Source organism: Natrarchaeobius versutus, assembly GCF_041205745.1.
Lineage (GTDB): Archaea > Halobacteriota > Halobacteria > Halobacteriales > Natrialbaceae > Natrarchaeobius > Natrarchaeobius versutus.
The window spans coordinates 225949-244925 of record NZ_JBGFCC010000009.1 but is presented as its reverse complement, the minus strand read 5'-3'; the positions used below and the strand labels follow the sequence as shown (position 1 = coordinate 244925).

At 63.7% G+C, this 18977-nt stretch carries 19 protein-coding genes; 7 read left to right on the top strand and 12 right to left on the bottom strand.

Annotated elements, in window-relative coordinates; translation table 11 throughout:
- The first annotated feature begins 367 nt into the window (after positions 1 to 367).
- Both AB7C87_RS19625 and AB7C87_RS19620 read left to right on the top strand, forming a co-directional pair.
- Complete coding sequence (locus AB7C87_RS19625; RefSeq protein ID WP_369731191.1) at positions 368 to 2224, top strand: carbon starvation CstA family protein; 1857 nt, start codon at positions 368 to 370, stop codon at positions 2222 to 2224.
- 130 nt (positions 2225 to 2354) lie between these two features.
- Positions 2355 to 2576, top strand: coding sequence for a DUF8007 family protein (locus AB7C87_RS19620; protein ID WP_502260714.1), 222 nt, complete (start codon positions 2355 to 2357; stop codon positions 2574 to 2576).
- Between the two features lie 42 nt (positions 2577 to 2618).
- Here AB7C87_RS19620 and AB7C87_RS19615 read toward each other — a convergent pair whose 3' ends face one another.
- Positions 2619 to 3359, bottom strand: coding sequence for a DUF8052 family protein (locus AB7C87_RS19615; RefSeq protein WP_369731189.1), 741 nt, complete (start codon positions 3357 to 3359; stop codon positions 2619 to 2621).
- 130 nt (positions 3360 to 3489) lie between these two features.
- Positions 3490 to 4689 carry a redox-regulated ATPase YchF gene (locus AB7C87_RS19610; protein WP_369731188.1) on the bottom strand — a complete coding sequence of 400 codons (1200 nt, stop codon included), beginning with the start codon at positions 4687 to 4689 and terminating at the stop codon, positions 3490 to 3492.
- 333 nt (positions 4690 to 5022) lie between these two features.
- On the opposite strand from AB7C87_RS19610, the gene AB7C87_RS19605 reads away from it, so the two are divergent.
- Complete coding sequence (locus AB7C87_RS19605; RefSeq protein WP_369731187.1) at positions 5023 to 5367, top strand: DUF7576 family protein; 345 nt, start codon at positions 5023 to 5025, stop codon at positions 5365 to 5367.
- 32 nt (positions 5368 to 5399) lie between these two features.
- Here the strand turns inward: AB7C87_RS19605 and AB7C87_RS19600 are convergent, their stop codons facing one another.
- Together AB7C87_RS19600 and AB7C87_RS19595 are read right to left on the bottom strand one after the other, a co-directional pair.
- Positions 5400 to 5678, bottom strand: a complete 279-nt coding sequence (locus AB7C87_RS19600) for a hypothetical protein (RefSeq protein WP_369731186.1) — start codon at positions 5676 to 5678, stop codon at positions 5400 to 5402.
- A gap of 96 nt (positions 5679 to 5774) precedes the next feature.
- Positions 5775 to 6896 carry a pyridoxal-phosphate-dependent aminotransferase family protein gene (locus tag AB7C87_RS19595; protein ID WP_369731185.1) on the bottom strand — a complete coding sequence of 374 codons (1122 nt, stop codon included), beginning with the start codon at positions 6894 to 6896 and terminating at the stop codon, positions 5775 to 5777.
- A 793-nt stretch (positions 6897 to 7689) separates the two neighbouring features.
- Here AB7C87_RS19595 and AB7C87_RS19590 point away from each other — a divergent pair.
- A complete protein-coding gene (locus tag AB7C87_RS19590; protein WP_369731184.1) occupies positions 7690 to 7863 on the top strand; it encodes a DUF1059 domain-containing protein in 174 nt (57 codons plus the stop codon).
- 133 nt (positions 7864 to 7996) lie between these two features.
- On the opposite strand, the gene AB7C87_RS19585 is transcribed toward AB7C87_RS19590, so the two are convergent.
- Positions 7997 to 8695 carry a class I SAM-dependent methyltransferase gene (locus tag AB7C87_RS19585; RefSeq protein WP_369731183.1) on the bottom strand — a complete coding sequence of 233 codons (699 nt, stop codon included), beginning with the start codon at positions 8693 to 8695 and terminating at the stop codon, positions 7997 to 7999.
- 170 nt (positions 8696 to 8865) lie between these two features.
- Here AB7C87_RS19585 and AB7C87_RS19580 point away from each other — a divergent pair, with 170 nt between their 5' ends.
- On the top strand, positions 8866 to 9633 hold the full coding sequence (locus AB7C87_RS19580; protein WP_369731182.1) for a CPBP family glutamic-type intramembrane protease: 768 nt from the start codon (positions 8866 to 8868) through the stop codon (positions 9631 to 9633).
- On the opposite strand, the gene AB7C87_RS19575 is transcribed toward AB7C87_RS19580, so the two are convergent.
- On the bottom strand, positions 9626 to 10402 hold the full coding sequence (locus AB7C87_RS19575; protein WP_369731212.1) for an NAD(P)H-hydrate dehydratase: 777 nt from the start codon (positions 10400 to 10402) through the stop codon (positions 9626 to 9628). The two genes, AB7C87_RS19580 and AB7C87_RS19575, sit on opposite strands and share 8 nt — an antisense overlap.
- Positions 10403 to 10562: 160 nt before the next feature.
- Between AB7C87_RS19575 and AB7C87_RS19570 the strand changes: the two genes are divergently transcribed.
- The gene (locus tag AB7C87_RS19570; protein WP_369731181.1) at positions 10563 to 11192 is read left to right on the top strand and encodes a phosphoribosyltransferase; all 630 of its coding nucleotides are present in this window, start codon (positions 10563 to 10565) and stop codon (positions 11190 to 11192) included.
- A 133-nt stretch (positions 11193 to 11325) separates the two neighbouring features.
- Here the strand turns inward: AB7C87_RS19570 and AB7C87_RS19565 are convergent, their stop codons facing one another.
- The 6 genes from AB7C87_RS19565 to AB7C87_RS19540 all read right to left on the bottom strand — a co-directional run bounded on the left by AB7C87_RS19565 (position 11326) and on the right by AB7C87_RS19540 (position 17991).
- Positions 11326 to 12093 carry a TraB/GumN family protein gene (locus AB7C87_RS19565; protein WP_369731180.1) on the bottom strand — a complete coding sequence of 256 codons (768 nt, stop codon included), beginning with the start codon at positions 12091 to 12093 and terminating at the stop codon, positions 11326 to 11328.
- A 69-nt stretch (positions 12094 to 12162) separates the two neighbouring features.
- Positions 12163 to 13473 carry a glutamate dehydrogenase GdhB gene (gdhB, locus tag AB7C87_RS19560; RefSeq protein ID WP_369731179.1) on the bottom strand — a complete coding sequence of 437 codons (1311 nt, stop codon included), beginning with the start codon at positions 13471 to 13473 and terminating at the stop codon, positions 12163 to 12165.
- Between the two features lie 2 nt (positions 13474 to 13475).
- Positions 13476 to 13616 (bottom strand): rubrerythrin-like domain-containing protein, encoded by a 141-nt coding sequence (locus tag AB7C87_RS19555; RefSeq protein WP_369731178.1) that lies wholly within the window; start codon positions 13614 to 13616, stop codon positions 13476 to 13478.
- 120 nt (positions 13617 to 13736) lie between these two features.
- Complete coding sequence (locus AB7C87_RS19550; protein ID WP_369731177.1) at positions 13737 to 16697, bottom strand: bacterio-opsin activator domain-containing protein; 2961 nt, start codon at positions 16695 to 16697, stop codon at positions 13737 to 13739.
- Between the two features lie 139 nt (positions 16698 to 16836).
- Positions 16837 to 17691, bottom strand: a complete 855-nt coding sequence (locus AB7C87_RS19545) for a YihY/virulence factor BrkB family protein (RefSeq protein WP_369731176.1) — start codon at positions 17689 to 17691, stop codon at positions 16837 to 16839.
- Positions 17692 to 17784: 93 nt separating this feature from the next.
- Positions 17785 to 17991, bottom strand: a complete 207-nt coding sequence (locus AB7C87_RS19540) for a DUF2196 domain-containing protein (RefSeq protein ID WP_369731175.1) — start codon at positions 17989 to 17991, stop codon at positions 17785 to 17787.
- Between the two features lie 168 nt (positions 17992 to 18159).
- On the opposite strand from AB7C87_RS19540, the gene AB7C87_RS19535 reads away from it, so the two are divergent.
- Positions 18160 to 18870: a phosphoribosyltransferase family protein gene (locus tag AB7C87_RS19535; RefSeq protein ID WP_369731174.1), complete on the top strand. Its 711-nt coding sequence runs from the start codon at positions 18160 to 18162 to the stop codon at positions 18868 to 18870.
- The last annotated feature ends 107 nt before the right edge of the window (positions 18871 to 18977 follow it).

The following is an 18977-nucleotide window of genomic DNA, read 5'->3' as shown; positions in this document are numbered from 1 at the left end:
CTCGTATATAATGAATTCCATGATAATTATGTCACTTCCCTTCGAGGGAAAATCGGACCTCATCGAGAGGTAAGAGACGTATCCGGTGCAATTGCTATTAGTGGTCTGAAAATATACCCTCAAGACGGATACTCTTTCTTTCAATTTAGAAAATAACGCTATTATCGTGGGTCCGGGTGCGAACTATTGTTCGGTGAAAACTCTCGTCTTTCTAATTTTTCGTCGAGAATGGCCTTTGACGGCTTCGCTACCGGTCGATTCATGCCGTTCATCTGTGATAACTATAATTTATTATACCAATACATGGTGATTGTTTGGGGGAGATTTAAGTCGCATTTATGCATGGTGTATCGTGGGGTATGAAACCATGGTACAGGTAGTTTGGATGGTAGTTTTCGTACTGATCACGTTCACCGTGGGATATCTCGGCTACTCGAGATATCTCGCACAGTTCGTCGAACTGGACGACGACCGAACGACACCAGCACACAAGTATCAGGACGGCCAGGAGTACGTACCGTCTAAAAAGCCGGTCTTGCTCGGGCACCACTACTCGAGTATCGCGGGCGGGGCACCGATTGCGGGACCGATCACGGCCGCGGCCGCGTTCGGCTGGCTCCCCGCGTTGCTCTGGGTCGGGATCGGCAACCCGATCTTCGGCGCGGTTCACGACTTTATGTCGCTTTCCTCGAGCGTGCGCCACGAGGGGAAATCGATCGGATACATCATCGGCCAGTACGTCGGAAAACGCGGCAAGAACATGCTGTTGTGGTTCGCGTTCCTGACGATCATCCTGGTGATCGCGGCGTTCGCGTTCCTCATCGCCGCAGTGTTCAACGCGTTCCCGGCGGCGGCGACCGCGAGTATCGTCTACCTCGCCCTCGCCGTCCTCTTCGGGGTCTATCTCTACCAGTTCGGACTTCCGTTCATCCCGGGAGCGGCCGCATTCACCCTCGCCGTCTTCGGCGGCGTCTGGGTCGGCCTCGAGTTCCCGTTCGCGATCGTCGCGACGGAGACGATGCCCGCGGGAACGATCACGATCTTCGGCGAGGGCGCACTCGGCTTCCTCCCACTCGCCGAGGCGATGGGTGCGAACTTCGCGGCGTGGACGATCGTCGTCGTCCTCTATGCGTTCGCCGCGAGCGTCCTGCCGGTCTGGGTGTTGCTCCAGCCGCGGGACTTCCTGACCTCCGCGATCCTGTACGTCGGTGTCGGGGGGATGTTACTCGCCGTCATCATCGGCACCATCATCGGCTTCAGTCCGGTCGAGATCGACGCCGTCTGGGCGGGTGACATCGACACGGTGACCGTCGACGCACTGACGGCGAACCTACCAGCATTCACTGGGCTCGTCCACCACCAGCTCGGACCGCTGTTCCCGTTCCTGTTCATCACGATCGCTTGCGGGACGATCAGCGGCTTCCACTCGCTGGTCTCCTCGGGAACGACGGCGAAACAGCTGGACAAGGAAACCGACGCACGGCTGATCGGCTACGGCGGCATGCTCGGTGAAGGGCTGCTCGCGGTCACCGCGATCCTCGCTGTCTCGCTCGTCGCCGGTGCCGGTGGAACGCTCGCGGAAGCGCTCGTGACGTTCCCGGCCGGTGGCGGCGCGTTGCTCACCGTCTACGGGCTCGGAATTACGGCCGCGACGACGTTCATCGGACTCCTTTTCGTGAGCTTCCTGCTCACCAGTACTGACACGGCGATGCGGCTGGGTCGGTACATGCTAGAGGAGATCATCGGCACGCCCGAGACCCAGATCGAGGAGACGTTCATGAACCGCTACGTGAACGCAAGCGTCGCCGCGATCGGTGGCTACCTTCTGGTCGCCTCCGGTACCTGGGAGAACATCTGGCCGCTGTTCGGCGGCGCGAACCAGACGCTCGCCGCGCTCGCGTTGCTCGTCGCGACGATCTGGCTCGCAAACTGGAGCGACACGAAACAGCTGATCAGCACCGGCGTCCCGCTCCTGTTCATGATCGGCGTCACGCTCGTCGGTCTCCTGTGGATCGGACTCCTCAGGAACCCAATGGACATCATGTCCGGCGAACCCGGAACGATCGAATCGATATCGCTCGCGTTCCAAAGCATCATCGCGCTCGTCCTCGTCGGGTTGACACTCGGGTTACTCAAGATGGGATACACGAGCGTCAAAGAGGCCAGAGACGGGCTCGATAGCGACTCGATCGTCGGTGCCGAAACGGGGCCGAGCGACGACTAGCATCGGTCCCGTTCCATCCGAGCTTCGGAACCGATTTTCGTCGTCCGGTTCCCGCCATCCACGCCCTCTTTCCGTCGACCGTATCCGACTGGTAGGTAGAGTTAGGTACCTCGCGTTCGTCCGTTCACGTATGACCGATTCGTCCGAGAGAGAAGCCTGTGGTCGCTGTAGTATGAGTACCGTGATCGACATGGCGACCGAGGACGGGCAACGAAGCCGGGACCCCCTCGAGGGCGAGCGCATCGAACTCGAGGAGGATGAACTTCGCCGCGTGAGCCCGCACGTCGTCCTCCTGGGCCGGGTCAAATCGCGACTCGACGCGTTCGCTCGGCGGCTTGCCTACGGGAAGTAAACGCGGTCGAACCACGGAGAAGATCAGCGTTCGAACGGACGGTTACAGCCCGAGCCGGCCGGCGAGCCGCCGGAGTGGTCCGCCGGCGTTCTCTTCGGGCGTTTCCCAGTGAACGAACGCCGGTTCGATCTCGGCACCGGGACTCGAGACGAACGCCTCGCGTTCCGGCGCGGCGACGGCGAGTCGAATCTTGTACTCCCCGTTGTAGCCGAACTTCAACAGCGTCCGCTCGGAGAATCCCTCGACGAACGTCTCGATCTCGTCGGGTATCTCCGGAGCGACGACGACGAACGTAAACGTCGTACTGAAGTGGTCCTCGTTCGCGTCGATCCACTCGTCGGCGAGGTCGTGGCCGAGGTCGACCAGCGACTCGAGTCGATCCTCGCTCACCCGCGATTCGCGGGTCACGAAGAGGTGTTCGTACGCCTCGTGGTTCGCGTACGTCACCGATGGATGGAGGAAGTGTTTCGAACTCTCGATGCGCAACTCGCCGTAGAGGTCGAACCGTTCGGACTCGACTCCGTAGTCCTTCTCGAGGTCGTAGTTGACGAATAGTCGGTCCGCGACCCGGTCGACGTACTCGTCTTCCCAGTCGGGGACGCCCTCGGCGGCCCGGAGACTGGGTTCGTCGGCCGGTTCCACAGCTTCCCCGTCGTTCGCGGGAGCGTCGGATCTGTCTTCGTCGTCCGCCGGGCCATCGACGTCACCCCCATCTCGAGCGTCGGGTCCGGGTCGATCTCCCGCCGATTCGCCGCCCGCCCCGTTCGCTGATCGGCCAGTCATAGTTCGATTTCGTTGGGGCGTACGTTTCGGGCAGGCCTACTTAAACCGTGTGCCGGACTCACACGGGATTCGATATCTCCGGGTCAGCCAGGGCGGTACGAGAACGAAGACGACCGGTCCGCTTTGTCGGTTAGTTCGTCGTGATGACCTCGAGGACATCGCGTGCCTCGACTTCGTAGTCCTTGCCGAGCTGGCGGTTCGTCCGGCAGTCGATGGCGTGGAGAAAGCCGTCGCCGATGTCCGAGTGAAGACTGTACGCGAAGTCCTCGGCCGTCGACCCTGGCGGGATCAGATAACAGTCCGGCAACACTTCGCCGCGTTCGTTCCCGAGCCCGTTCGCGCCGCCGGGAAACACCGGAGTCACGCCCAGCACGTCGAACAATGCCGTCTCGAGGGCCGCCTGGACGCCCGTCGCGCCGTACTCGGAGAGGAAATCACGAATCTGCTCGAGACCCTGCTCCTGCTCGCTCGAAATATCACCGGTGATCTCGAAGTCGGCGTCACCGGGCCGGTAGTCGACGACTCCGGCGTTGTCGGCGGATTTCAGCGCCTTCTCGGCGTGAGCGCTACACGGAACGATCGTCAGGTGTTCGTAGTCGGGGTCGTTCGTGATCTCCTCGTAGTTCGCCTGGGCCTCCGGCGTGTCCATCTTGTTCGCCGCGATCACCATCGGCTTGGTTTCCATGCGGATCTCGCGGGCCAACTCGAGTTTGTCCGTCTCGTCCCACTCCCCAGGGTCGAAGCCGACCTCGGTCCGGCGGATCAGGCGCTTGATCTCGTCTTCGTTCGTCTTGAACGCGCTCATCTGTTCGGCCAGTTCCTCCTCGATGGCGTCGTCTTCGGTCGTATACCCCGACTCGTAACGGCCGATCCCTTTCTCGAGTACGCCGAGGTACCACTGGTCGAGTTCCTCCTCGAGGAACGCGATGTCCTTTCGCGGGTCGTGGCCCTCGGTCGGTTCGCCCTCGAGGTCCGTTTCCCCGGAGAAGTCAACGACGTGGACGAGGACGTCCGTCTCGTTCAGGTCGGTCAGAAACTGGTTTCCGAGGCCGTTGCCCTCGTGTGCGCCGGGGATCAGTCCAGCGACGTCGACGAGTTTCGTGGGAACGAATCGGGTGCCGTGGTCACAGTAGCCGACCGACGGCGTACACTCCTCGTCGAACTCGGGTGCCGCACACTCGACGCGGGCGTAGGCTTCGCCGACGCTTGGATCGATCGTCGTGAACGGATAGGCCCCTTCGGGGACGTCGTTCATCGTCGCCGCGTTGAAAAAGGAGGACTTGCCGACGGAGGGTTTGCCGACGAGTCCGATCCGGTAATCCGTACTCATTATCCGTCCCTCGAGGGGCCCGACTAAACGGGTTTCCTTCCGACCTCGGATTGCTACGGGTGTGCGTGGCATACGGTGGTCAACTCGGCCACGTCCTCGACGGGGGGCCGAGATGCAGGGACCGCCCAACCCCGCCGTTCGTTTCGGCGTCAGAGACCGTCTGCTATAGTAGCCCATCGCCGCCAGCCGATAGATCGAACACTGACGTCGGGCGATAGGCCAGAAGTGATAGATATTAGTGTATATATTCGAGTATACTATTCTTCGAGATGACGTTCATCAGATACTGACAGTCATCCCGACCTATTTATAACGACTCGTTGACGCTTGGCTATGGGAGATTCGAACGCCGATCCGATGTGCGCGTCGCGAGGACAGCCGATCGATGGCGACCTCGCTACCGACGAGTCGCGTTCCGAACTCGATATTCCGATCGAGCGGTCACACGTCGCTCGGCTCGAGGGAAGGGGATCGAAGTCGGACGAGAAGCAGTGTTCGACGTGTGCCACTACGATCGGCCCACGCGAGTACCGGCTCAGTTGGGTGGTTACCGGCGAAGAGACGACGGTCGAGCGCCACTACTGTAGCGAGCCCTGCCTTCCCGACGAGGCGACGATTCGTCCGGTCGATCGGTCCGACGAGTCGGAGGCGTCTCGAGACTGGTCGTACTGTCGGTGACTGGCGTCAGGTCGTACTGTCGCTGACCGGCCTCATCCCGTAAACGCGTTCCAGCTCCAGCCGGCGACTCCGAGCCAGATCAGGACGAGAACGCCGAAGACCGCCCACTGCTGGGTTTCGGTTTCCGCGACCGGGGCAAAGACGTCCATCAAGCCGGTCGCCTGCATCAATGCGATCACGATCAGCAACAGCCCGAATATCGAGACGATCGCGATCCCGAGCCAGCCACGGCCCATCTGTCGCCCCTCCCGTTGGGCCTCTTGCCTGTCGGTCGTGGGCTCGTCAGTCGGCTCCCGATTTGGCTCGGACATAGAGGCGAGTAATCGTGCGACGGGGGAAATCGTTCTACCTGCAGTGTCCGGCCACGCTGGGCGACGCCCCCGCTCGAGTGACTGGTTTCCACACACTCACGCGAGAACGTCGGCGAGCGCGTCCATCGTCCGCTCGACCCGATCGAGACGTGCGTTGTGGCCCATGTGTCCGATTCGAAGGATCTCGTCCTCGTGGTCGCCGAGGCCCGTCGCCAGCACGATTCCGTAGTCCTCGAGGACGACACGCTGGAGTTCGCTGGCGCGGCCGTCGACGTCGAGCGCCGTCACCGTCGGCGAACAGTCGCCCTCGTTGGCGGGGTAGGTCTCGAGGCCGAGTTCGGCGGCCCGCTCGCGACAGTGCGTGGCGACCGACTCGTGGCGGTCGAAGACGTCTGCCATCCCCTCCTCGAGCAACAGATCGGCGGCGGCGTCGAGCCCGGAAAGATTGGCGGTGAGATGGGTGTACGGAAACCACTCGTCGTCGACGGCGGTTCGCCAGGGCTCGAGATTCGCGTAGAGCGTCGGGTTCTCGACGGACTCGATCCGGTCCCAGGCACGGTCACTGATCGAACAGATCGTGAGTCCTGGCGGCGCGCTGAAACACTTCTGACTGGCGCCGATGCAGACGTCGATTCGGTCGGTCGGGACCGGCGTTCCGCCGAGCGAGGAGACGGCGTCGACGACCGAGACGATTCCGTGGTCGTCGAGGACGTCGAGGATCGGCTCGAGGTCGTTCAGCGTCCCGGTCGGCGTCTCGCAGTGGACCATCGTCGCGACGTCAAAGCCATCGTCGTCGTCCTCGAGCGCGTCGGTGACGACGTCGGCCTCGAACGTCTCCCGGTTGGAAACGGCGCAGGTGACTGCCTCGCCGCCGTAGCTCTCGACGAAATCGGCGAAGCCGTCGCCGTACAGCCCATTCGAGAGACAGAGCACGCGGTCGCCGTCTTCGACCAGCGAGGCGATGGCGGCCTCGAGTCCCAAAATTCCCTCACCGCCGAGAACGACCATGTCCAGATTCGATTCGTCACGTTCGTCGTCGACCGCGGCGGCGGCGCCATCGGCACGGTAAATCGACTCGAGTTTCTCCGTCAGCTCCCGATACCACTCGAAGAACGCGGGCTCGACGTCGGGATTCAGCGTCGGTTCGGCCATCCGCGTTCGGATCTCGTCAGGAACCGCCGTTGGACCCGGCGTCATCAGCAATCGATCGTCCGTCATACTGGGACTCGAGAGCGCTGGACAGATAAACCCCGAATACCGCGCCAACGACCGCAGACGCACGTCCGGAGTTGGTCACGAGATCTGCCGTTGGTCCACGTATTCTCATCTTTCGGCACCGTCGCGAGCGGTACTATATGAAACGATGTACACACCGATCGCCGAGTTCACGGGCCACTGGGTTCCCCGCTCGCTATTCCGCGGTTCTCGCTCATGGTTCGAAAATCGAAGATGTTCGTCATCACGAACGACCGCTGGTCGTTCGAACGACTTCGTTCGCTCACGGGTCACATTCGTTCCCCGTTCGCCGTTCCGCGGTTCTCGCTCATGGTTCGAAAATCGAAGATTTTCGTCATCACGAACGACCGCTGGTCGTTCGAACGACTTCGTTCGCTCCGAACCGCGCTCACTCCGAACCGCGCACGCTCCGAACCGCGCTTTTGGTCTGGCGATCGGGTGTGCAGTGACTGTCAGTGGCGACTATAGCCGAGAGCAAACGACGTAAGCGAACCGTGAACAGCGCGACCAGTGCGTAACTCGTTTCAGTTGTTCCGATACTCCGGTAGCGATCGAACCTGACCGATTCTCGAGCGCCCAACGTCGGTAGTTCCGTACGCGCGTTCATCGACGGTCTCATGAAAGCGTGGAATAGACATCTCACCGGAACGTCTTCTCCCGTTGTGAGTATTTTTCGTCAGAAATCACTAAGTAATGTATTGTGGTAGAGAGAATGGTGCTCGAGAACACAGATCGTGTTATTCGACCATCTACGGCGGAACGGAGGAAAACACTCATGGCAGACGCCCACAAGCTCGATTGCGAATCGGTATCGGACACGTGCCGGTTCATTATCCAGTCCGAGAACGAAGAAGAGGCGGTCGAATTGGCTCGAAAACACATGGAAGAGGTTCACGGTCAGTCGTTCACGGACGACGAACTCCGGGAGAAACATTTACAGGTCGTCTAAGGAGGAACGACGGTTCGGTTATCCGATTTTTCTCTCTCCAGGCCGGTTTCTACCCGGCTCGAGTGTGGGGGACGATGGCAGTGAGAGACGGCGTGGGTCGTTCACAGAGCCGTTCGAACGGTGTCGGGCCGCGTCAGCGGCGACGAACGTTGCTCCCGGATTCGAAGAGAGTACCACTGTTTCGTCCCAACGTGCCACGGACGACCGGCGCCGCAGGAAAAGCCCCTGCGTCGGTTCGTTCGATCTCCTCGATCCCGAACGCGTCGTGGGAGATGAATCGGTCGACCGTATCCCGGTTCAGGTGACAGCCGCCCGCGGCCCGCCGCCACAGCGGCGTCAGGAGATCCTGCCCGCTCGCCCGCCAGTCGTCGGCGCGGACGTGCTCGAGGAATCGAAACTCGCCGCCGGGTTCTAACACCCGAGCGACCTCCTCGAGGGCGGCGTCGGGATCCTGAATCGTACAGAAGACGACGCTGGCGACGACGACGTCGAACGCCCCGTCGGGATAGGGAAGCGATTCGGCGCGAGCGTCACGAAGGTCGACCGGAAGGCCGCTCTCGCGTGCGTTGTTCTCGGCCCGCGTTCGCATATGGGGGTCGGGCTCGATGGCGTGGTACTCGAGGTCGTCCGTTCGCCCATCGACGACGAACGGGAACAGTTCACCGTTACCGCAGCCGAGATCGAGTACGCGCCCCGAAAGGTCTCGCGTGAGGTACTCCCGGTGGCGGCGAACCTGTGCGGGCTCGGGCAACCGATCGTAGAGCGCCGCGAAGATGGGATGAGAGATGTCGTGGTCGCACCCGCCCGCGTGCTCAGTGGTCGACTCGGACATACGCGGCGGTACGACGAGCAGCGGCGTAATCGTTTCCCACACTCGACCCCCTCGTGCTCGAACGTAGCCGAACCAACAGCTCACCCTCGTCCAGCGGCGGTTTCGACGAGTTGTCGACGCTGCAATTGTGACCGTCAATTCATACTGTCGGTCGGACAACAGCACTCGCGATGAACGTCACGACGATTCGAACGAGTCTCGAGGACGTCGTCTCGAGTGTGGCGTCAGTTCGGTTCGAGCCCGGCCGGGACACCCTGCTTGCGGTTGCGTCCGTGTTCGCACTCTGGCCGATCTACTACGCCAACTCCACGACGGACTCGACCGTTGCCCTGGTGGCGTTCTTGCTCGTCGGGAACCTGCTTCTCACCGTGTTGGTTCCGATCTACTACGTCGGCGTCGTCCGTGACGAATCGCTCTCCGCGGTCGGAATCACCGCTCGAGGGTGGAAACGCGCGCTCGTCGCGTCGACGCTGGTCGCGATCGCGTTCCTGCCCGGGTTGCTCGCCGCGGGCGGAGAGCTTCCCACCAGCCTGTTGCTCGCCCACGTGATTACGATCGGGCTGATGTTCTGGGAGCCGTTTTTCGTCCACGGCTGGCTCCAGCTCCGATTCGAACGGGCGTTCGGACCGATCCCCGGGATCGTCCTCGCGAGCGGTGGGTTCGTCGCGTTTCACCTCGGTGTGCGTTCCCCGGAGAGTCTGTTCGTCCTCCTTCTCGTCGGGCTCTTTCACGGTGTGCTCTTTCGTGTGGCCGGCGGGAATCTGCTCGTCCTCTGGCCGGTCATGTGGGCGATCGCATCGGGACAGGGGACCCTCGAGAGCGGACTCGTCTTCGGCTGGGAAGAAGCCAGCGCGTACGCCGTCATCCTGGTCGTGATTGCGGTCGGAATCTGGCTCGTCGAACGGCGAAATCGAGAGCGGATCCGCGACGTTACCTGATCGTGTCCGGAATTCGCTCGATCACGTCGGTCGCAACGACTCCAGGACCGAACTCCGCGGTCGCAAGCTCGCCGGTCTTGCCGAGAATCCAGGCGCCGAGTTCCGCGGCGTCGCCGCGGTCCATCCCCTGGCCGAGCAACGACGCGACGATACCCACGAGCGTATCGCCCGTCCCGGCAACCGAGAGCGCGGACGTCCCGGTCTCGTTCTGGATCCGATCGCCGTCGGAGACGATTTCGTCGACGTCGCCGGTCAGCGTGACGACCGCATCCGTCTCCTTCGAGAACGCCTCGAGCGAGCCGTAGTCGTCGTAGATCGGGCCATCTTCGGATCCGCTCGGGGTGAGGACCGCATTCGAGAGGTCGGCTTCGAGACAGGGTTCGATCGCGAGCGCGTCGACGACCGTCGGGATGTCGACGTCGTCGACCACCTCACAGATTGCGTCGGGTTCGGCGTCGACGAGACCCGGCCCGACCACGAGCGCGTCAGCCCACTCGCTCATCTCGTGAGTGCGGGCGACGGCGCGCTCGTCGAACGTCTCGCCGGCGTATCGGTCCACGAGCAGGTTCGGTGACTGTCCGGCAACGATCTCGTAAATCGGATCGGCCACGAGCGCTCTGACGTGGTCCGACCCGGTTCGAAACGCCGCGCGTCCGACGAGCGCGGGCTGATTTGGGTAGGCGGTGCTCCCGCCGACGATTCCGACCCGTCCGTTGTCCCGACCGGATTCCTCGGCGACGTTCGAGAGCGTTCGCTGGAGTCGAGCCATACCGTTCGTCGGAACCGCCTCCGGGTAGGCGTTCGCCACGCGTGCTCCGGCGTGCTTTTCCCCCGTGTGCGTTCGCGTCGATTCCGCGGGTTCGACGACGGGCCGGCCGTCGTATGCCACGACAGATCATAGTACGTGGACCTCGTAGTTTCACAGAACCATGTTCGCGGATAGAACCGACGCCGGGAAACGACTCGCGACGGAGCTCGAGCGCCAGGGAATCGACGCCGACCTCGTCCTCGCTATTCCCCGGGGAGCGTTACCCGTCGCCCGACCGGTCGCCGACGCGCTCGAGGCGGAGCTCGACGTCGTCGTCGCCCGGAAGATGGGGGCGCCGAACAACCCCGAACTGGCACTCGGCGCAGTCGCGAGCGACGGCACGGTCTGGCGAAACGACGACCTGATCGCCCAGCTCGGCGTCGGCGAACAGTATCTCGAGGATGTCCGCACGACGGAGGCGGAAAACGCGCGGCAGAAGGCGGATCGGTACCGAAACGCAGAGGACATGCCGAATCTCGAGGGGAAACGAGTGATCGTCGTCGACGACGGCGTGGCGACCGGCGCGACCGCGACCGCCTGTCTTCGCCAGGTGCGAGCGGGTGATGCCGCGGCCGTCGTGCTGGCGGTGCCGGTCGGCTCGCCGAGTGCCGTCGAAGCGTTGCGGTCGGACGCCGACGACGTGATCGCGCTCCGGACGCCGGGGAACTTCCGTGCGGTGGGCCAGTACTATCGCGACTTCGGCCAGGTGAGCGACCGGGAGGCGATCGAGTACCTCGAGACCGGCGAGTGAACGTCGGAAACGAGCTATACGGATTACTGTCGCGACGTACCGGTGGGACCGCCGCGCGGGTTACATCCTCAACAGAAATGGCCGACAGTAAACCGTATCTGGTCTCACCGGAACTGACAGACAGTAAACCGTTTCAGTCGATCGGGATTCGTCTCGAGGAACCGGACGGTGACCGGATCGGTACGGTGACGCTTCGAAGATCTTCGCGCCCCTCGAGTGACTGGAGCGTTCGCCGGACGCCGTTGTGATGACCGACGCCGACGACCGCGACGACGTCGTATCCCTCGAGTCGGAGCGCGTGGAGGCGTTCGGCCATCGCACGGTCCCGACGATCGATCAACACCTCGGCGAGTTCGGGGACGACCCGGCGCAAGATGTCGATCGCCGGCTGGACGTCGTCGCCGTGTTCGATCTCCTCGAGCGGGGTCGAGAGCGGGGCGAACGCGTCGACTCGTCGACCCGGATCGGGACGAGCGGCCCGGATCACAACCCTCGGGATCGTCGCCGGTCCGATCCGGGAGGCGACTGCCGAGAGCGTCTTCCCGAGCGGATCGTCGACGAGCGCAACGTCGATCTCGAGTTCGGCGGCGGTTTCGATCGCGACGGCCATGTCGGTCGTTTCGAGGTCGAGCCCGTAGAGTCGGCCCACCGTCCGTTGGATGGTTCGAAACGCGGTGTAGATCACCGCGGGGATCGGGGTCACGGCTCGAGCGAGGTCGGCGAACGACGGATCGATGTCTCGATCGAAGTACTCGAACCGGCGGACGTCGAGTTCGACCGCGACGAGATCCGGTTCGACCTCGCGAATCGCACGCCGGACACGACGGCAGTGGCTCGCGGAGTAGTGGACGCCCGGGACGAGGGTGATGGATCCGTTCGCGGACACGTACGGACGTACCATCACGACGCTCTTGAAAGACGGGGGGTGTCTCACGCGGTGCGATCTCGCGGTTGACGAGGGTCGCGGATATCAGGGCCAGAGACCGCGGATCTCGTGGGCCTCGGCGATTCGCGAGAGCGCGACGACGTACGCCCCGTCGCGCCAGGTGACGTCCCGTTGTTCGACCTCCTCGCGGACTGCGTTCCAGGCCGTCACCATCTCGGACTCGAGTTCCTCGTGGACCTGCTCGAGCGACCATCGTCGTCGGTTGATATCCTGGAGCCACTCGAAGTAGCTGACGGTCACGCCGCCGGCGTTCGCGAGGATGTCGGGGATGACCTCGATCCCACGTTCCTCGAGGATCGCGTCGGCGGCGAACGTGGTCGGACCGTTCGCGCCCTCGACGACGATGTCGGCGTCGACCGCGTCAGCGTTGTCCTCCGTGAGGACGTTGCCGACGGCGGCCGGGACGAGGACGTCGACGTCCAGCTCGAGCAAGTCGGCGTTCGAGAGCCGGGCAACGTCGGTTTCTTCCGCGTAGCGGGTGACGGCCTCGGGCTCCTCGTCGTGGGAGGGGATCGCTCCGACGTCGAGTCCCTCGGGATCGTAGACAGCGCCGTTGACGTCGCTGACCGCGACGACCGTCGCGCCCCACTCCTCCAGCAGGCGGGCCGCGTTGGCGCCGACGCTCCCGAACCCCTGAATGGCAACGGTCGTCTCCGAGAGCGGATACTCGTAGTACGCACACGTCTCACGCGTGACGATTGCGACGCTTCGTCCGGGCGCCCGTTCTCTCCCCTCGGAGCCGCCGATCGCGGGGGGTTTGCCGGTGACGACGCCCGGGATCGTTTCGTCCTCCTGCATGCTGTAGGCGTCCATCAGCCACGCCATCGTCTGTGGGTCCGTTCCCATGTCCGGCGCCGGGATGTCCCGCGTCGGGCCGATTACTCGTCGCATCTCCTGAGTGAATCGACGCGTGAGGCGTTCTTTCTCGTCGTCGCTCAGCGATTTCGGATCGACGACGATCCCTCCCTTGGCACCGCCGAAGGGAAGATCCATCACCGCACACTTCCAGGTCATCCACATCGCCAACCCGACACACTCGTCGCGGGTGACCGCTGGATGGTACCGGAGACCGCCCTTGTACGGCCCGCGAACGCTGTCGTGTTGGGCGCGATACCCGGTGAAGACCTCGACCGATCCGTCGTCGCGCTCGAGTGGAACGGTCACCTCGTGGACCGCCGTCGGGTGGCGAAGGCGCTCGTGGATCGCGTCGTCGATCTCGAGATTCGATCCCGCCCGAGAGAGTTGTCGGCGGGCGGTCTCGAGTGCGGTCTCCGGCTCGGCGTTCGACGGGTCCCGCTGGTCACCGACTGTCGAAGGACGTTGGTCGGAAGCCATCGCTACTCGATCGGTGTTCGTCGATTGCGCATGTCGGCACCACACTTGGGACACGCTTCTGGTGCCGATGCGATGACGACCGTACCGCAGTCGAAACACTCGTAAGTCGATTCTTCGTTGGGATCGAGTTGGACGTCTTTCATGGATATCGTCGACGAGCGAATCGCAGTCGCGATCGTCGCATTTAGGAATATTAGGGATATTAAGATGAGGGTGTTCGTTGAGTATCTAGCCTCTATTCGGAAGTGGAGTTCACTATTCAACTACGCCTCGCCGTCTGCGGGACGACCCGTTCCGTCGAACAGCGCCTCGAAGAGCTTTCGCTGGACAGTTCGTACGTGCTGATAGAACGCCGCCGGTGAAATCTCGAGTGTCTCCGCAACGTCTTCGCCCGACCGGGTACGTGGTGATTCGAAGTAACCGCCGTAGTACGCGAGTTGAACGACCTCGAGTTGTCGGTCGGTGAGGCCGTCGAGTAGCTCCATTCGTCCGTTAGACCGCATCGTACGGTCGACGGTCTGTTTCGAGCGGAGGTCGACGTCCTCGAACTCGCTCGAGACGACGTCCGCGCTCTCGCGGGCGTCGACGGAGCTCGGAACGTCTACGACGACGCGTGCCATCGACGGCGTCGCCTCGACGCGCCGTAAGACGATCCCGTGGTCGGCGAGACGGAGGGCGAAAAACGGCCGGCTGAGTACGAGGCGAACGGTTCCGCCGGCAGGTTCACCCTCATCGGTCGAGGAAGCGGCCGCGTCGACGACCTGGGCGTCGTCCACGGCGACGAGCGCCGCCGCCGCCTCCACGACGTCTGCCGGCGCCGCCCCCTCGACCGTCGCAAACACCGTCGCCCCGTCGTCGTGTTGTTGGATACCGCCGTCGAACGAGAGCGTACAGTCCGCCCGTTCGGCGAGTCGGGTGAAGACGAAGCTGTCGTCCCGAACGGCGAACTCGAGGCGGTTACCCGAGCCAGAGAGGAGCGCACTCTTTCGCTCGACTGCGGCGATGGCGGAGGCGATCGTCTCACCGAGTTCCTCGAAGACCGTTCGCGTCACGTCGTCGAACGCCTCCGGGCGATCGGCGTACACCGTCAGCACGCCGTACGTGAATTCGTCGTAGGACAGCGGAACGCCGAGGACCGACTGGTACTCCGCGGCGAGGGCCTCGCCCCGCCAGCGTTCGTCGCGTAACCCTTCGACGACGTTCGAGACGACGGTGACCTCGCGGTCGGTCGCCGCCCGGACGGCCGGCTCCGCCGCGTCGCCGGTAAGCGATAGCGAGACGTTATCGAGGTACTCCCGACCCCGCCGTGAACCGCCGTAGGCGCGCACTTCGAGATGGTCTCCGCCGCCGTCGGACGCACCGATCCAGGCGACGGAGAATCGATCAGCCGCGGTGAGTCGGTCACAGACCGCTCGTTCGATCTCCTCGCGCGTCTCCGCCTGGACCAGCGCGGTGTCGATTTCACGGATGAGTTCGTTGATTCGATTGAGTCGGGTGAGCTGGTGGTTGCGCCGCTTGAGTTCCCGGTCGCGTTCCCGGAGCGCCCGCTCGCGTTCGACCCGGTCGAGGGCCGCTTCGGCCGTCGCCGCCAGCAAGTCAGTCAGTTCCCGGGAGACGTCGTCGAACTCGCCCGCAGACGACGAACCCGCGACGAACACGCCGTGATCGCCGAGCGGAACGAACGCGGCGCTTCTGACGTCCGTCGTCGGGCTCGAGAGCGCCGCGGCGCCGGTTACGTCCTCGAAGAATTGACTCTTTCCCTCGAGGAAGACGGTTCCGGGGACGTTCTCGTCACCGACGCGTTCGGCCGACAGCGGGCCGTGGAGTTCCGCCATCCCGGAGGAGTGTGCGGCCGGCCTGAGGACGTTGTCGTCCGTCTCGAAGAGATAGACCCCGCTCGCCTCGAGATCGAGGATGTCCGTGGCGTCTCCCACGACGAGATCGGCGATCTCGCGGTCGGTTTCGGCGTAGAGTAGCCGTCTGGTCGTTCGGTGAAGTGCGGTGAGCGCCTCCTCGCGACGTTTGCGTTTCGTGACGTCTCGGCAACTGTACAGCGTCGTTCCGCCCTGAATCGACACCTCACGGACGTTTACGAGTAGGGTGTGCTCCCGTCCGGTTTTGTCCGTCGCCGTACACTCGATGTTCGTCAGCACGCCCTCTTCGGCGAGCTCGTCGCGATCGAACAGTCCCGGTCCGAGCAGTTCGTCGATCGAGCCCATCTCGTGGATCTCCGCGTCGTCGTAGCCGAAGATGAAGTGGACGTTCGGACAGACGTACGTGAACTCGCCGTCGTCGTCCGTGACGAGGACGGTATCGGTCATGTTGTTGAGCGTCACGCGGTGGAGTTCCTCGGACTCGCGAAGCTCGCGCTCGAGTCCGGCGCGCTCGGTTACGTCCTCCGCCCGGACGAGCACCGAGGTGACGGTTCCGTCCCCGTCTCGAACGGGTCGGACCGTGACCGACAGGGTTCGGGATCGCCCACCATCCGTCCGATCCGCCCCGGCAGAAGCGCTCCCGGAGCGGTCGGCCTCGTCGGAGACGGTCCACGGAAGCTCCCGCCGAACGGCGTCTCCGTCCGCCGCCGCCTCGAATGCCTCACGGATCGCCGCCCGCTCGTCGTCGCGCTCGCGCCACGGCGACACGTCGGGAAAGGGGCGACCGACGACGTCGGTCTCGGTCGCACCGACCGCCTCGAGGGCTCGCTCGTTCGCCCGGCGCACGCGGCCGTCGGGCTCGAGGAGCCAGGACTGAACCTCGCTATCCTCGAACACCGCCGCGAACCCCCGAGCCCGCGACCGACGCCGATGTCGCCGGCGACCGGTCTCGATCGCGCGTTCGATCGTCCGACTGCGTTCCTCAGCGCTCCGATCGGCGGGAGCGTACTCCGTCACTCCGGCAGTGATCGCCTCACTGGCCAGCGATTCGTCGCCGTCGAGGGGAGCCAGGACGATCGGGAGCGTCGAATCGCGTTCTCTGATCGCCTCGACCAACTCGAGTCCGCTCCGGTCGGCCAGCCGTCGTCCCACAACTACGCAGTCGATCGAGCCGTTCGAGACCTGCTCGAGTGCGCCGTCTACGGTTTCGACCGTGGTCACGGTGTCGGCGACGTCGTCCACCCCAGAACGAACCGGATCGTCAGATTCATCGCTCGAGGTGAGATCCCCGACCGGGGCGTCAGATTTCGCCACGAGAAGGTGGGCGTCGTCGATCGATGCAGTGACCATTTACCGTCCGTACGAACTCGGGGCGATAGAAAGCATCGGTCCGGCCGAGGCCGAGCAGACGAACCGATCCGATTTGTGGGGTCAGCGAACGCACGGCCCTCGAGAGAAAGCGCGTCTCCCCTCCGAATCCAGCCGCGGGTCACGCGTACTTCGACCACATCTCGTCCATTGGTACCCAGCCCTCCTCGGGATCGACACGGTCCGCGAGGACGGCGTTCAAGACCGCCCCGAGCAAGAGACAGAGCCCGCCGAAGTAGACCCACGTCAACACGAGCAAGAGAGCTCCCGCGATGCCAAAGAGTGCGACGCTCTCGGATGTCGCGACGTAGATCCGGAATCCAACGGCGAGGACGGTCCAGGAGAGGGCGGCGAAGACGGTCCCCGGAAGCACCTCGGCGACGGAGACGTCCGACTGGGGAAACAGGTAGTACATCGGAACGAAGACGACGGTCAAGAGCACGGCGAGGACGACCGCGCTCGCGACCGTCGCCAGGGGACCGCCGACGAGTACCGACAGGCTCACGCCGACGACGCTGACCAGTGCGATGGCCACCGCGACCGTCGCCGTCACGAGGGCGACGCCGAACGCGGTCACGAGCGCGACCGTCACGGCCGTGTTCGCGTACGACTCCCCTCGCCTCGAGCCGTAAACGCCGGTGAACGCACTGTTGACTGCCTGAAACAGGCGGGTCGCACTCCACAACAGAACTACCAGCGCGAGCAACGCCGCCCGCGTTCGATCGACGCCAGCGCCGGCCACCTCGTCCATCCCGCCATCGGTCACCATCCCCTCGAGCCCGCTTGCGGCTTCCAGGGACTCGAGCAACGGCTCGAGCGAATCGAGCAGGCTCGCACCGACGAGCAACAGGATGACCAGCGGGACCAGCGTGTTGAACGCGTGGTATGCCAGCCCCGCTGATTTGACGCTGATCTGGCGTTCGCGCGCCACGGCGGTCACGTCACGTACCAGTGCAAACGGGCCCGAGTCGGCCATGGCTCGAGGTCCACGCCGGAACGGAAATCGCTTGGGCTGGCAGACGACCCAGTCGTTTACGACCGGTCGGCTCTCGCCGGAGAACAGTTCCGCTTACTCGTCGTGAACGACCGACTGAACGTGACCGACGACGCCGTTTTTGAGTTCGACTTCCGGCCCCTCGGGGGTATCCTCGTAGATCGTCGCCACCTCTCCGACGACCGGTTCCCGATCCTCAGACCGAACGTCCTGGTCGCCCTGGACGATCTCGACCGTGATCCCCTGTCGTAACTCCTCGGCGGTGGGTCGTTCGTTGGACACAATCCCAGGTGCGTCGGTGACGGCGAAAAGGGTGGTGCCTGTATCCGCGCTGACCCACGATGGCTCGAGATGTTCCTGAACTCGAACCGATTCGATACAGCGTAGTGGATATATCGGTAGGATGAAGACATCGAAACCACCATAATTGTGGAAGACTGCACATCGAGTATGAACCGCGCCGAGAAGGCCGCCCTCCAGTTGCGCGCCGTCGACGTGTTGCGGATGCTAAAGGAGACGCGAACGTACGACGAGCTGGCCGCCACCACCGGCCTTCCCGCCGGCGACCTCAACCGGTACGTAAACGGTCACGTTCTCCCCGGCGTCGACCGCGCGGGCGAAGTCGTCGAGGACCTCGGACGGGAGGCGCTGGCCGAAGAGCTCGACGCCCGCATCCGCGTCGACGACGAGGGCTACGTCGACAACACAGCCACCGTCTTCGATCAACCGTTTCTCGACCTCGTTGCGCCGGTCGTCGCAAACGGCTTCGACTTCGGTCGACCTGACGTCGTCCTCACCGCCGCAACCGACGGCATCACGCTCGCCGCCTCGCTCGCGAGCTACTACGGCACCCGGTGTGCCTACGCCAAAAAGCGAAAGGAGACCGCCGTCGAGGAGTTCATCGAGGCCCGCGAACGCCTCGAGTCCGGCATCCAGCTGACCTACTACCTCCCGGAGTCGGCGATCGACTCCGGCGAGTCGGTGCTGGTCGTCGACGACCTCATCCGTTCGGGCGAGACCCAGGAACTCCTGTTGGACATCGTCGAGACCGCCGACGCCGACGTCGCCGGCGTCTTCGCGCTCATTGCGGCCGGCGAGGACGGCATCGAACGCGCACGCGAGCGAACGGACGCGCCAGTCGGCTCGCTCACGACCGTCTGACCGACGACGCGAGACGCGAAACGTAACCGGATTCCCAACTCGAGTCATGTCGTGACCGGCGACACCACATGTGGCGCAACATGTATTGATCGGGAGGCTGTATCGGC